Annotated in this window: 8 protein-coding genes; 2 read left to right on the plus strand and 6 right to left on the minus strand. The window is 25.6% G+C overall.

Annotated elements, in window-relative coordinates; all coding sequences use genetic code 4:
- Positions 1 to 13 precede the first annotated feature (13 nt).
- The 5 genes from N8G13_RS00185 to N8G13_RS00205 form a co-directional block, all read right to left on the minus strand.
- Positions 14 to 931, minus strand: a complete 918-nt coding sequence (locus N8G13_RS00185; RefSeq protein ID WP_262288945.1) for an ABC transporter permease — start codon at positions 929 to 931, stop codon at positions 14 to 16.
- Position 932: 1 nt separating this feature from the next.
- Positions 933 to 2,510: an ABC transporter permease subunit gene (locus tag N8G13_RS00190; protein ID WP_262288946.1), complete on the minus strand. Its 1,578-nt coding sequence runs from the start codon at positions 2,508 to 2,510 to the stop codon at positions 933 to 935.
- On the minus strand, positions 2,510 to 4,051 hold the full coding sequence (locus N8G13_RS00195) for an ABC transporter ATP-binding protein (protein ID WP_262288947.1): 1,542 nt from the start codon (positions 4,049 to 4,051) through the stop codon (positions 2,510 to 2,512). The genes N8G13_RS00190 and N8G13_RS00195 overlap by 1 nt, the downstream gene beginning before the upstream one ends.
- Before the next feature lie 5 nt (positions 4,052 to 4,056).
- On the minus strand, positions 4,057 to 5,391 hold the full coding sequence (locus N8G13_RS00200; protein ID WP_262288948.1) for a BMP family ABC transporter substrate-binding protein: 1,335 nt from the start codon (positions 5,389 to 5,391) through the stop codon (positions 4,057 to 4,059).
- A gap of 71 nt (positions 5,392 to 5,462) precedes the next feature.
- Positions 5,463 to 6,215, minus strand: coding sequence for a DNA-processing protein DprA (locus tag N8G13_RS00205; RefSeq protein ID WP_262288949.1), 753 nt, complete (start codon positions 6,213 to 6,215; stop codon positions 5,463 to 5,465).
- An 85-nt stretch (positions 6,216 to 6,300) separates the two neighbouring features.
- Here N8G13_RS00205 and N8G13_RS00210 point away from each other — a divergent pair, with 85 nt between their 5' ends.
- Both N8G13_RS00210 and N8G13_RS00215 read left to right on the plus strand, forming a co-directional pair.
- A complete protein-coding gene (locus N8G13_RS00210) occupies positions 6,301 to 7,791 on the plus strand; it encodes an MATE family efflux transporter (protein WP_262288950.1) in 1,491 nt (496 codons plus the stop codon).
- 79 nt (positions 7,792 to 7,870) lie between these two features.
- A complete protein-coding gene (locus N8G13_RS00215) occupies positions 7,871 to 8,185 on the plus strand; it encodes a virulence protein (protein WP_262288951.1) in 315 nt (104 codons plus the stop codon).
- 238 nt (positions 8,186 to 8,423) lie between these two features.
- On the opposite strand, the gene N8G13_RS00220 is transcribed toward N8G13_RS00215, so the two are convergent.
- Positions 8,424 to 15,911, minus strand: coding sequence for a hypothetical protein (locus N8G13_RS00220; RefSeq protein ID WP_262288952.1), 7,488 nt, complete (start codon positions 15,909 to 15,911; stop codon positions 8,424 to 8,426).
- Positions 15,912 to 15,988 lie beyond the last annotated feature (77 nt).

Below are 15,988 nucleotides of genomic sequence, written 5' to 3' on the forward strand. Positions count from 1 at the left end.
ATTTTTTATTTTATTATCTTGTACTCTTATCATACGGAATACCAGAAGCAGCAGGGGCTGCAGATCTTTTAGATGTTGCAACCATTATTATTAAAGTTAATACAAATGGAATTAAAGATAATAAATCACTATATTTTCCTAATGTATCTGGTTTCATTAATGGTAATGTAACACTAAGTGATCTAAGTAGACTAAATACTAAAACACTAAGTGAAATTCAAGGAATACGTCATTGACCCATAATCATAATTGCAAGGGCTAAATATCCTAACCCATCAACTTCACCTTTAAATTGTGTAGGTCCTGACTGAGCAAAAAATGCTCCTGCGATCCCTGATAAAAATCCACTAATTAAAACACCTTGTCATTTGTATGAAATAACATTTACACCAGCAACGTCTGCTGCTTGTGGATTTTCTCCTATACTTCTTAATTTTAACCCTCAAGGAGTAAATTTAACAAGTACAAATGATCCCACTAAAATTACAATTGTTAAAACTAATCTAAATGATAAAAGATTTTTATATGAACTAGTATCAGAACTCAATGCTAGTTCTTTTACAAAGAATGGAACAGATTTTGAACCACCACCATATGTATATAATAATATAATAGCAAGACCAAACGCTAACATATTTATAGCAAATCCACTAATAGTTTGATCCGCTTTTAGTTTTATGGAAGCAAATCCATGAAGAGAAGCGAACAATGCACCCAAAACACCTGATAATGGTATTAAAAATAATTGATCTCACATTGAAGCATTTTCTCCTAGATAATATCCAAATACTAAATAAGATATTGCTCCTATAATCATCATCCCATTAATTCCGATATTGATTGTACCAGTTCTTTCACTAAACATTCCACCTAAACTAGCAAGAGATAAAATACAAAATGTCAAAACAAACATATAAATAAATATTTGCATACTATTTTTCTCCTTTAGCTTTTATTAGGTGACACTTTGTAATTATTTTTTTATTAATTTGTTTAGAAAGATCTTGGTAAATATTTTCTGTTGATTTTTTAAATTCTAATTTTTGAGCAGTTTTTAAACTCTTATATAAATTAATTTTGTTTTTAAGATTATTAAATCCTAAATCGTCTAATGTTTTTTGTAAATTAATTTTTAAAGATGATAACTTGTTAAAGTACTCTAATTTTTGCTCTTCAGTATACTGATCTGTCTTTTGTAATAAAAGTTTATGAATTTCTTTATTGGTTGATGATTTAACCTCTTTAAATTGAGATTTTTTTGCTTTGTGTTCGTTTTTTGCTTCTTTTATACTTAATTTATGTTGTTTAGTTAGTGAAGTAAGTTTTTTGGTATGCTCTTTTTTAAGCTCTAGCCATTCTTTATTTGTGTAAAGTAAAATAAATTTCTTCATTCAATAAATAGGTTTGAAATAACTAAACATAATGCTTAATGCAGCCATAAAAATAATTAACCCAGTAACCATAAACATACTTTCACCGTTTAAATTCATTAAAAATAAACTAGGTTCACCGGTTTTTAATAATGCATAAAATAGTGAAGTAAATATGATTCCTACAGGAGCATTTAATGCTAGTAAACTAATTGCAATGGTATCAAAACCAAGTCCTAATGGTGTTGTTAAATCAACCATTTGACCTTGAAGTATTACATAATAAATGAATCCAGCAAATCCACTTAATGCACCTGAAATTGATAAAACTGATACAACAATAATTTTTTCATTAGTTCCTGAATATTTTGCATTAGTTTTTGAAAGTCCTACCATTTTTACTTTATATCCAATTGTAGTTTTTGAAAATACAAATCACAGAACAAGAGAAATAATAACACCAAAACCTAATGCAGCAGAAATAAATGCTTTTTTATCAGATGCTAAAATTTTTAATTGTCTAGTACCATCTCCAGTATCTAATAAAAACTGTTTTGCAATTGTTCCATCTGATCAAATTGCCCCATTTGTTCAGTTGAAAAAATAAATACAAAGATATACAACTATTCAATTTAATAAAATTGTTGAAATAACTTCATGCACGTTGAAAAAAGCCTTTAATAAACCAGCAATCATTGCTAAAAGCGCACCAGTTATTATACTTATAAACATTAATAAAACTAAATATCCAGCTGAAATAGTTTTTGAAGGATCTAGTAATTTAAATATGATTAAAAAACTAATTAATGACCCAAACATCATTTGTCCTGAAACACCGATGTTAAAATATCCGGATTTAAACCCTAAACCAACTCCTAAACTACCTAATAGAAATATTGATAAATATCCCATTAAGTATTCTTTATTTCATGATTTAAAGGCACTAGTAAAAATTAAATTAAAGAATTGTAATGGATTTTTTCCGATCATTGAAATAAAAATCATACTTAATAAAATTCCCATAATAATTGCTCATAAACTACTTGCAATTTTTCTTAAAGATGATTTTTGCTGATCCATTCTAATATAAACAGAAGCATTGTGAACTAAATTTTGTAATTTACTTGTAAAGCTTTTCATTAATTCACCTCACTCTCTTTTTCAAATGAATCTGACATATATAATCCAATTTCTTGTCTTGTTATGTCTTTTGCTAAGCTTTGTTTAACAATTGAACCTTTGTTTACAATTGCGATTGTATCTGCTAAGGCCAGAATTTCATCTAATTCATAACTTATTAATAAAATTCCTTTTCCAGCAGCTTTTTCTTTTAAAAGTCTTTCATGAATATTTTTAATAGCGCCAACATCAAGTCCACGAGTAGGTTGCATAACAATTATAAAATCATGATCATGTGACATTTCTCTTCCAACAATAAATTTTTGTTGATTACCACCAGATAAACTACGTGCTTGACTTATACCATTTCTAGTACCACGTACATCATATTTTTCAATAATGTCATTAGTCATTTTTGAAATATTTTTACTTTTAAAAATACCAAATTTTTGATATGTTTTATCTCATAATCTCCTCAATACTAAATTCATTTTAATATTGTAATCTAAAACAAGACCATGAGCATGTCTATCAGTAGGAACATAAGAAAGATTTAATTTTGACCTTTTTAGTGTGTTTAAATGTGTAATATCAATTAGTTCATTAGTTTTAGGAGAAATTAATTTAATAGATCCGGTTGTAGGTTTTAAAACCCCACTAATTAATTGTTCAATTTGTGTTTGTCCATTACCTTCAATTCCAGCAATAGCTAAAATTTCTCCTCTGTGAACTTTTAAATTTATGTTTTTAAGAGGTTTTTGACCTTTTGTATTAACATTTGTTACTTCTAAAACAGTATTTTCTTGGTCAAAATCATTATTTGTATTTGTAACTTCTTCTAAGTTACCGCCAACCATAGCTTGTGCAAGTTGTTCAATTGAAGTATCTTTAACATCACAATTTAAAACAACTTCACCATGTCTAATAACAGTTGCAGTATCTGCTATTTCTTTAACTTCTTTTAATTTGTGTGAAATAAATATTATAGTTTTTCCTTGCTCTCTAAAAAGTTTCATTGTTTGCAATAATCCCGCGATTTCATCATCTGTTAAAACAGCTGTAGGTTCGTCGAAAATTAAAATATCATTATCACGGTATAACATTTTCATGATTTCAACTTTTTGTTGAACTGGAATTGAAGATTTACCACTTAAGGCATCTAGTTTGAAATGTAAATTAAATTTTTTTTGGATGATTTCAATTTTTTCACGTGATTTATTTTTATCCATAAAACCACCTGCTTTTTGAAATTCAGCACCTAATATTATATTTTCTAAATTTGAATAGATTTTAACCAACTTAAAATGTTGGTGCACCATTCCTATTCCAAGATTATTAGCCATATTAGGATTTTTAATATTAACATATTCTTCGTTAATTTTAATTAATCCTTTTGTTGGTTCATACAACCCGAATAAAATAGACATAAGTGTAGATTTACCAGCGCCATTTTCACCTATTAAGGCGTGAATAGTACCTTTTTTAACTCTAAAACTTATGTCTTTATTCGCTATTATACCTGGAAATTCTTTAGTTATATTTTCAAATTCAATAGCGTACATTTTTATTATGCATTAACTATTTCAACTAGTTTATTTAATCTTTCTTGTCCGTTATTGATTTCTGCACCATTTTCTTCAGCTTTTAATGAATTAACATAAGCTTTTTTAGCTTCTGATAAACCTTGGAATTTTGCCATTGCTGCATCTAAATCAGCTTGTGCTTTTGTTGTTTTTTCAGTTGTTTCTAAGTTAGCTTTTGAAACACCTGTTCAGTTTTGTGCAATATTTCCAACATTATGACCATTTGATTGTCCTAAAACAAAACCATGTAATTTTGCTGAATTATTTGAGTATAATCCCTCTAAAACATCGTATACTGATTGTCCAATTCCTTTGGTAATTGATGTAAAGAAATGATCTTTTCTGGTTGAAACAACGTTTGTTTGATCAACGTCAACTCCAATTACATATTGGTCGTCTTTTAAGTTATCAACAACAACTGTTGTAGCAGGTCCTGCAACTGGTAAGATAATTGTTGGAACTTTTTGAGATGATCCACCATTTAAAATATTTTGAACGATTGGATTCATTTTATTTCCTACAACAAATCCTGTGTTTAAATTAACTTTATTTTCTTGTGAATCTTCTTGGTGTTTTACTTTAGCGGTTGGATTTTCATCATTTCAAACTTTAATACCTTTTAAGAATCCTTCGTTAAAATCTGTAACACCAGGAAAGTTTCCTCCACCAAATGATGCAACTCATCTTTTATCTTCAGGAAGTGTTGATAAGAATTTAGCAGAAGCATATCCAGCTACTCATCCACTTTCTTTTGTGTTATATTGTAATGAAATTGAATATCCTGTTGGAATTCCGGGTTCAGTATCAGATATTGGTGTTGATGCATCATAGTCAACTGCAATTATTACAACACCTTTCTTTTGCATTTCTTCTTTGTGTAGATTATAGAATTTTTTAATTGCTGTGTCATGTTTAAATCCTACAGTAATTCAGTATTTAAATCCTGTATTTAATATGTTTGTATAAATTTGTTCATATTGACTTTCTGAATTAGGTTCAATTGAAGGAGTATCATTTGAAAGTCCTAAATCTTCAATAATAGCTTTTATTCCTTCATATGCTGATTGATTAAATGACAAGTCATCAATGTGTCCTGCATCTGTAATAACTATTGCTTTATTAGCTTTAGCTTCATCAGTTACATTAACATTTGTTGAGTGTTTAATGTTAGATATTGTTATTTGTTTTTTTGTTTCGTCAGTTGTTTTTGCATTTGTATTTCCTGATGTACATGAAGCAGCTAATGTTGGTACTGCAATCATGGTCGTCACAACACCAAGTGCTGCAAAACTAAATAGTAATTTTTTAGATTTTTTCATATTTTTCCTTTATTTTTATAGTTTTATCATTTGTTATCTATATTATATAGTAAAAATTTAATGTTTATTGTTTAAATTAATGACGTCGCTATTTTAGCTCCTTCATCTATTAAGTTATTTATAACATTATTTTGGTCATTATCAACATTAGGAAATGCAAAAATTTCCTTTCCTTGTTCCAAAAATAAGTCAATTTTGTTCGAAAATGTTTTGCTTTTATATAAAGAATACAAAATTAATTTTTCACTTACTGCTGCTAATAATCTATATGAAGATATTTGTTTATTTAACAGATTCATTTTTGAATCATAATATTCACTTATAATTAAAAAATTATTTTCAAAATTTCTTAATTCTGGAAATGAACTAAAAATACTTTGAATGTTAAAAGAACTAATGAAAATTATTTTTTGTTTATTTTTTAAAAAGTTTAATACTATTTTCATTTCTAAAATATTTTTAGCAGTAGTAACCAATACAGTATCTGGATTTTTTTCAAATAATTTTTTAGTTGTGAATTCAATTAAATCTTCAATATTTTTTGTTAAATAATTACCAGATAAACAAATTTTATTTTTATGATCTAAAAGTTCTAAATTACCACTATAAAAAATACAAAACGGAGGTTTATAAACGTTTTTAAATTCAATTGGATAACTCTTATCTAAAATTGTTATGTAATTTTGAAATTCAATTTCTTGTACTTTAGTTTGTAGTTTTTGTAAGTTGTCTTGAGTAATTTTTGAAGGTTTATTTAAATCTTCTAAAATTTTCTCTCAATTTCCTCTATTTTTAAAAGTTAAGTATAGTAAAAATATATTCATTATCTCTCCTACTTTTATAAGTAAAAAAATATAGCAAACTGAAAATATTTTTAGATTTTTTTACAATAGAATAAAATATATAATTATGAATTTGAAACTTAAACAAAAACTTGAAATAAATTCTTGAAAAGACTTTTGAATGCCAAAAGATATAAAAATGATTTTAAAATTAACTTTTCCTATCTTCTTACAAATTTTAATCAATGTAATTGCAACAATAGTGGGTTCATTAAGTGTTAATTGATACTTAAAAGTAACTCACGAAACAGGACAAGTAGTTGGAACTTATTTTTATGCACTAGCTAAAGTTATTTTAGTTTATAACTTAATATCTTTTATACCTACATTAGTATCTAGTGGAGTTTTAATTATTTGTAGTAATTTAATTGGACAAAATCGGCACAATGAACTTCCTAAAATTATTTGAACTGGAGTGTATGTTAACTTACTTATTGCATTTGTGTTTTTTATTTCCATGTGATTTGCTTCGCCAATCCTACTTGAAGCAATGGGTTCAAAAAGCACAATAAAAATTTATGATCAAAATCACAATGTTTTACATGATAATGAATTAATGTTTACTACTAAATATTTAAGATATATGTTATTTTGGTTGTTTTTTTACTCAATAGCACAAGTTTTTGCAGCTGGATTGCAAGCAATTAAAAAAAATAATATTGCAGTAATAGGGGCAATTATTGGTAATTTTTTTGCAGTTGCTTGAATGTATATTTTATTATATGGCTTTTCTAAATACAATCCAATTTATTTAACGGCTTTTGATTATACATTAGGTGCTTTAATTCAATTATTAATAAATTTTGCTTTTTGCCATTTTTTAATTTTTAAAAAATATAAAACTAGAATTAAAGATACATTTAAATGAGATTATGCAAAAAAGACACTTGTTTTAGGAACACCTATTTCACTAGAATATGGTGTTTGGACTATAAGTCAATTTTTAATTAGTAGCGCAATAAGTACAGGTGGATTAGGTGACCAATATATTGGAATGTACCGTGCAATAATTATGATAACAGGAATTACTACTGCATTTAATACAGCATTAGGTGCTGTTACTAATGTTTTAATAGGTATTGAAATAGGTAAAGATGATAAAAAACGAGCCTACAACTTAGCGTGACAATTATTTGTAACCGGTTTATATTTTTCACTTTTAAGTGGAATTATATTAATTTCTTTAACTTATCCATTACTTAAGTTATATCAAATTGATACATTAACTATTAATAAAATTGGTTATTGAATTATGTTTTTTAGCGTTTTAAAAATTATAGTTGATACGGCTAATTTAACAATTTTAAGAGCTTTATGAAGTGCGAATGATATTTGGATTCCTATTTTAATTAGTCTAATAACGATGATGGTTGTGCAAGTTTCACTTGTTCATATTATTTTGGACGTTTGATATAAAAAAGGAGATTCCACCTTAGCTGCACCTTTTGTGTTTTCAATTGTGTTTTTATCCTTAGTAACTGACCCAGGATTAAGATCAATGATTTACATAAGAAGATGAACAAAAAAAACCTGACATAAGTATGCTAAGAAGTTTTAAAGATGTGATATAATTTTCTTGTTAGAAATATGAACAATGGTAGCCCAAATGGGCTTCTTTTATATGAAGGGAGTAAATTATGTACGGAATTGTTTTTTATTTAAAAAAAGACTTATTAAAAGAAACATATGGTAATGACGATTATCATGCAGCATATGAAGAAATACGTGCTATTCTAAGGCATTATGGCTTCCATTGATTGTCAAACAGTTTTTATTATTCACGCAATATTAATAATTTAGCAAATATTTATAAAGTTATTAGAATATTGAAAACAAAAGAATGATTTAAAAAATCACTTGTTAGTTTCAATGTTTTTAAGATGCAAGATATGAGTGATTTTACGCAACTAATTAAAGATGATTGAACACCTTCAAATCCTTTGATGTCATAATCAAGTAGCTACTGTACTTGATTTTTTATTTTTAAATTATATAAATGATTTAAAAATAATATAAAATTTTATTTTTTAAAAGCAAAATTTTAGACATTAAAAAACAAAGCCTTAATTTTAAAAAAGAATTAAAATTGATATCCTACCAAATCGAAAAACAAAAATTCTTTTTATTGATTAATTAAATTTATAATAAAAATCAAGCGCAATACTTGCTGCGCTTGATATTTTTTATATATTATTTTTTCTTAAGTATCATAAATTTATCTTCAACTGCTGCATCTGTATATGCAGTTCATTTAGTCATGTCAACTTCATGTTCTTCATTAATAGAATTATCAAAAATCTGTCTATTTGAAACTGCAATAACTTTATTATTTGCATCACTTTTATTTAAATTATATAATTCTTCTAAAAGTTTATTATAAGCATCAAAAATGTTGAAAGAAGAATTTAAAAGTCATTGTCTTGCGGATACTTGTTTTCCTTCACCCACCTCAATTACATGGTTAGTTTTATGTACAATACTATTTTCTGATAGTTTTCCTCCACCTTCATACTCATATATAGCGAAATCAGGAATATTTATACCCATTGGTATGCTTGTTTGAGTTTCTGAAACATATTGATCATTTGGTTTTGTTTTGTTTATGGTTATTTCATTTTTAAGAATATGATTTGAATTTTTAAAAGCACCACTGTCAATTGTATATTCAAATGTTTGTGTGTTTTCATTAAATCCTTTAAAACCATTTCAACGTTTAAATGTATTTATACCAAAAATATCTAATGTTTGTTTAGCTAACTGAAGAGGTGATAAAGTTTTACCTGTAATATCTTTAAATGTATTATCAGTATTTAAATATGAATTATCAGCATCAACATTATTTTTCTTTTTATATTCTTGTTCATAATAATTTATTAAACCTTGCAATAAATATGTAACTATTTCGTAATAACCATAATTTTTTAAATATTGTTTACTTTTTGCTTCATTATCACTACTTAGAACTTTTTCTTTTGTACCACCCAATAAATCTAATACTCAATAAGAATCTAAATTTTTTTGAGTATCTTCTGGATATATTCAATAATTTGAAGACAATAATATATTGTAATTATTATCAATTGGCATAATAGTATTTTCATTGCCTTTTTGATTATTTTCAAATAAATACAGAGCATATGCAAACTCTACTGGATTAGCTTCTACTTTATCTAAATTATTAATACCATTTATTAAACGTGATATATCATTTATATTAACAACTGAACTTGATGCTAATTTATTGTTATTTGAATCAAAAAATCTTGGTTTACCTGAATAATATTTATCATCAGATGTTAATGCTTTGCTTGAAATAGTATTTCTTTCTTTTGTAATTTCTCTAATTTCTTTAACCTTTTCGTTTCGATATTCACTAAAATGTCCTGATGATACTGATTTAGAAATTATTTCATCTGATTTCTTAATTACATTATCTAAAATTTCTTTTGAATTGTCTACTGAACTTTTCGTATTTTTTGAAAATTCATTTTCTGCTTTTACAATTTCAGACTCTATATAATCAACTATTTTTTCTAATTCAGGGTAGTCATTTTTATATTTATTAACAAAATTTAACAATACTTTTGCTAGAGCATATTGTTTTTTATAATCAAATAAATAATATGAGGTATCTAAAAAATAAATACCGTTTTGAAATTCCAAGTCATATTTCGGATCGTTTTCTGTAAGGATACCAAATGTTGAAAATCCCCTATTTCCAAAAGTATCATACATTGTCAGTGAATATGAAAATACATTATGGCTTAAACTTTCTGTTAATTTTTTATACAATTCACTATTATTTTGAACTTGATTTAAATAATAGTCTTTTGCATATGAAACATAATTATCAAAAAATGATTTTTGACTTTTTACAGTCTGAGTTGCTTTTGTATATAGTTGTAATAAACTTTCTTCAGTATTTTCATTACCAATACTTAACATTCATGAATCGTATGTTTCTTTTATGTTATTAGATTCTTGAGTTTTATTTCTACCTTTTTCAATAGAATCTACGAAATCTGCAAATGTAAATACATCACTATTTTCAATATCGTAATAATTTGAAACAAAATTTTTATATGACTCAATAAATTGAGTTTTAAGTTCTTCAAATTTTGATTTTATATTTGAAAATGTATTTGATATTGCACTATCACTTTGATTTAAAACAACTAATTTATTATTTAATTGTTCCAATGTTACAGGATTATTTTGTAATTCTTCTGCTGTAAATTTTGATTTTAAATTATTAATTTCTGTTTTAAGTGCATCTTCTTGTTCATGCATATCTGCTTGTTTAGCTCTAACTATAGATGCTAATTTTTCATGTGAGGAATCATCTAATCCTTCAACAAAATCAACAAGTGGTTTATAGAAATTAGTCATTTCTATACCTTCACCAAAATTTTCTTTTGCTTTATCATTTATTGCTTTATCGATTCTGTAATTTACAGCGTCAACATAACCTTGTTGATATTGTTCCTTTAATTTATTATATTCTTCAATAAGTTTATTTAATTCTTCTTTATTGTTTTTATCGATACTTTTTGCATCGTTAATATATGAAGCCATTTTTTCTTCAAGTTTAGTGATATTTTCTGGACTAAGAAGTTCAATTGATTCTTTGTTAGAATCTGCAATATAAACATCTTTTATTAAATTAATAAAGTTTTCTTTATCTTCATTAATTTTCTTTTCAAAATCTTTTTGTTCTTTTTTATGTTTTGCTTCATCTAAAGCATCTTGTAGTGCTTCAATTGATTTTTGGATATCATCTGAAGATGGAAGTGGATTTACAGTTGGTAGTGATTTTTTATCTTTATCTGATTTTACTTGTTCTAAGTTAGAAGTTACATCAGAATAATTTGAATCTTTTGAAACAGAATCAATAAATTCTTGTGCATCATCACTTAATTTTTCGTATTCTTTTGCTTTAACTAAACTATTTGCATTATCTAAGATTTCTTTTGCTTTTTGATATTTTGTAGCATCTAGTGGATCAGTAAGTGCATTATTTGCTTTAGCTTGCGCATCTTCCATTATTTTTCTTAATTCTGCTTTAAATGCTTCATCTTGAATATTTTCAATTTCATCTTTTATATCATTGAATTTTTTTAATGATTCTTCATATGCTTCTTTATTTTTTTCAAGTTCTGCTTGTTTTTTAGCTTCTAAATTTTTATTTAAATCATCAATTGCTTGTTTAGCTGCTTCATATGCTTCTTTTTGTTTTTGCTTGTTTTCTCCTGGTTCTTGAAGTTTTTTATCTAATTCACTTTGAATTTCTGCTAATTTATCATTGTAGTATTTTTCAGTTTCAGGATATTTATCTTTTAAATCATTTTTAGAAGTATTCTGAGCATCTAGTTTTGCTTTTTCATATTTTGCTTTTGCTAATGCTACTTCTAATTCTTTTTGTTTTTCGTTATAATCAGTTACAGTAGCGGTTGAGTCATTTTCTTTAGGTTCTATGAAATCACCAGCTGATTCTTTTACTTGTTTTAATTCATCTATAATAACTTGTTCTTCTTGAACATTTTTATCTAAATCATTAGCAATAAAATCTTCTATATTTTTAACTGCTTTTTCATAATCTTCTTGAGCTTTATTTAAAGCAATATCAGCTTTAGCTTGTTTTAATGCTTCTGTTGCATCATCATATGCTTTTTTAGTTTCTTGTGGAGTTGTTGCAGCATCTAAATCTTTTTTAAGTGAACCATCTTCACCTATTATTTTATCTATTGCAGCTTTATATTTTTCTAATGATTTTGGATAGTTTTCAAATTCTGAATCCGCTACAATATTATCTTTTTCAGTTTTGTAATTATTTTTAGAAGTTTCTACTGCTTTTGCTTGTTCAAAAGCTATATCTAAAGCTTCTTTAAATTCTTGATATTTTTTAGGGTTTAAAACATTATCAGCACCTATATTACTTTGTTTATAAGTATCTAAAGTATCAGTTAATATTTTTTTAGCTTCTGTTTGATCTTTATCTAAGCCATCATTATATTTTGATACATCACTGTATTTATTTAAATATTCATCGAATTTTTGTTTTATTAAATCAATTTGTGGAATTTCTGCTTTTAATAATTCAGTAGCTTTATCAATTTCAGATGCTACTGATTTATCATTAATTCTTACATCTTTTTGTGGTTGTAATTTATTTATAATAGCGGATTTTATTTCTGAATATTTATCAGGATTTGTATCATCTTTAAATATATTTAAAATATCATTATAAACTTTATCAAAATCAGATTTTGATTTAGCTAAAACAGCATCATCATATGCTTTTTGTAATTTTGGAAGTGATTCTTTTAAAATCTCGACTGTTGGTTTAGGTGTAGATGTTGAAAGTGCTTTTGGATCTTCTGAATCTATAATTGCTTTTAGTGTGTCATAAATTCCATGATATTCTGGGTGTTTATTTGCATCTTCTACATTAGTTTCATCTAATTCAGTTAATAATGATTTTGCTTTTTTAGATAAATTATCATAAGCATTTTGGAAAATGACTAGTTGTTGTTGTTTAGCGTCTTCTAATGCTTGATTTAAATCTTTTGTTGCCTGATTTATTGATTCTTCAGTTGCGTTTGAATTTGTTTTATTTGATTTTTGTAATTCAATAGCAGAATCTAAATTTTCTTTTGCTGTATCAATTAATTCTTTTTGTGAATCATTTGATAATAATTTTTTATCTGTTTCAAGAGAAGTTGCAAATGTTTCAGCTTCTAAAGCTTTTTTATCAAAAATTTCTGATGCTTTTAAAACTTTTTCATCTGAATTTAATTTAGCTAATGCATCAATTAAATTTTGTTCAGTTGAAGAATTGTTGTCATTAATACCTTGTGCTACTGCTAATTCTTTTAAAATCTTATTAACAGTGTGTTCATGTTCTGGTTTTGTAACAAAATTCCCATCTGTGTTTTCTTGTAAATTATCTTGAACATATTTTTTAATTTCTTCAATTTTTGTTTGTAAATTAGTTCTTGCTTTTTCTCTTTTTTCTTTGTTTGTAGTATATTCTGTATCAGCTTTATTTATTGCATCTGATAATTCTTTTGCTTTTGCATCAAAATTTTCTTTTGTTTTATTATCGTTATTTTTAAAAAATTCTTCAATTTGGTTTAATACATCTTTTAAAGTATTATAAAGTTCTTCATCATCTTTATTTAAAACAGGTTTTTTAATTTCAGTTAATTTAGCTTTTGCTTTTTTAACTTCGTTATCATAATTATCTTTTGATTCTTTTAAAGCTTTTGACGCACTGAAAATTTCAGTTAATTTATCAATTGATTCCTGAATATTTTCAACTTCAATTTTGTCTTTTGGTTCAAGTAAAGCAGCATTAGAGTCTTTTTCAACTAAATTAGATTCATCTGTAACTGATTTTTTTAAAGGATCTTTAATAAAATCAAAATCGTTATTATTTGCTAAATTTTGATCTATATAATCATTAACTTTATTTTTAAGAGTTTCAAATTCTCTAAATTTACGGTTTTTATCCGTTTCTTCTTTTTCTTCTTTTGCTTTATCAAGTGCTTCTTGAACACCTGAAGCTGCTTTTTTTGTAGCTTCAATTTTCTCTTTTAATGATTTGTTATCATCTTCAAGAATTTTTTTAAGATCTTCTTGAATTTTTGTTATTGTTTCATCTAATTTTTGCGTAATTACAGGATATTTATCAGTTAAAACATCTGTTTTATAAGCATCAACAGCTTCTAATTTTCTTTTATATACTTCTGTTTCTCAATCAAAATCAATTTTATCTTTTTGATTTTCCACTGAATTTAATTTTGCTTTTAATTTTTCTTTTGCTTCTTTTATTTGATCGCTTGTTGATTTAGTATCTTTTTTAGCAACAACTTCATCAGTTTCTGCTTTTGTTGTTGTTAATTGATCGGCTAAACCTGGATATTTTGAATTATTTGCATTAATTAATTCAAGTAAATCATTAACATCTTCAACTACTTCATCATATTCAGTTTTTTGTTCTTCACGTTTTTCATGAGTAGCATTTACTTCTTTTTTAACTTCTTCAAAAACTTTTTCTAATTTATTTTTTTGATCTTGAATGTTTGAAGAATCGTTTGAATTTGCTACAACTTCTTTTGTTTTATCTAAAGCTTTTTGTAATTTTTGAATTGACTCTGTATCTTCTGGATGTTTATGTTTGTTGATGTAATCTTCTATATCTTTAAATAAAACATTGATGTCATTTTTTGCTTGTTTTTTGTTTTCGATTTTTGCTTCGTAATTTTTTAAAGCTTCTGTTGCATCTACAATTTGTCTAGTGGTTGAATCTGGATTATTTCTTACTTTATCTTCTTTGGTAATTAATTCTGTAATTTCTTGTTTAATTGATTCATATTTAGGATCTGTTAATCCATCCTTTATTTTGTTTAATTTAACTTTTTGAGCATCATAACCAGATAATGCTTCGGCTTTTTTAGCTTCTAAAGCTTCTATTATTTTATTTGCTGATTCATATATTTTGTCAAATGTTTTTAAATCAGTATCTTGACTTTCGACAACCAAAATATCAGATACATATTTTTTAATATCTAAATATTTTCCATCGTTAAAACTATCTATAAAATCATTTGCTAATTCTTTAGCCAAGTCAATATAATCTATTGCATTATTTCTAAAAGCATCATTTACTTGTTTTTGAATTTTTGTTGCGTTTACATAACCCAAAATATTGTTTATGTTTGTATATACAACTTTAAAATCTTCATTATTCATTCCAGTATCATATTGTTGTTTTGAATGTTCTAATAATAAATCTTTGATTTTAGTATCATCCGGAGTAGTTAATGTTTCATTAGCATATTTTGTGGCTTCGTCATAAACTCTTTGAAGCTCTTGTCATGATATTTTATGAGCTTTTTCTATTGCATCTTCAAGTTCTTGAATCAATTCATATTTAGCTTCTAAAATATCTCCTACATTAGAATTTTCAAAACTAATATCTTTTATAATTTCATCACGATTGTGTAATTCTTCTTTGTATAATGAATTATAAAAATCATGTTTTGAAAGATCATTTGTAATAAAATCATTCAATTTTCTTAATTCTTTTTCATAATCTGCATAGGCAATTTGTCTAATATCATTGTCTTTAATTGCCTTGTCCTTTTTTGCTTTTTCATAAGCTTCTTGAAGTATCTTTACTTGCTCATCAATCTCGTCTTGAGTTGATTCACGATTAACATGTCTATCAGTTTCAAATTTTACACTTTCAAGTTCTTTTTTTATGTCAGAATATTCATCAAATTTAAGATGATTATTAATATAATCTAAAACTTCTTTGTTTAGTTTATCATATTCATAAAAATTTAATTTCTTTTGATTTTCTACAATATCGCTAAATTTTTGTAAAGTAAATTTAAGGTTTTCAATTTTTGTTTGAACTTTTAGAAAATTATCCTCAAAAAGTCTTAAAACAGGATTATCATCTAAAATATTTTGAACCACTGTGTTTAAAAATAAATCATTGCTTAAATTTTTTTCCTTAAAAGTTTTGAGTTCTTTTCACAATTCTCCTTGCTTTTTCCTTAAATTATTTAATCTTATTTCTTCCAAAATAAAACTTGTTGTAGTGGCTGCTACAGCACTTATAGAAAGTGCAATTGCAACGGCTAAACGATGTTTTTTATTTCTTTTCATTTTTTTCTCCTTACTCCAAAACAAATAGTTTGTGGTTATATAATTTTCAAATCTATCTTAATTCATTGTAAAGACGT

This window comes from Mycoplasma zalophi (assembly GCF_025486335.1).
Taxonomy (GTDB): domain Bacteria; phylum Bacillota_I; class Bacilli_A; order Mycoplasmatales; family Metamycoplasmataceae; genus Metamycoplasma; species Metamycoplasma zalophi.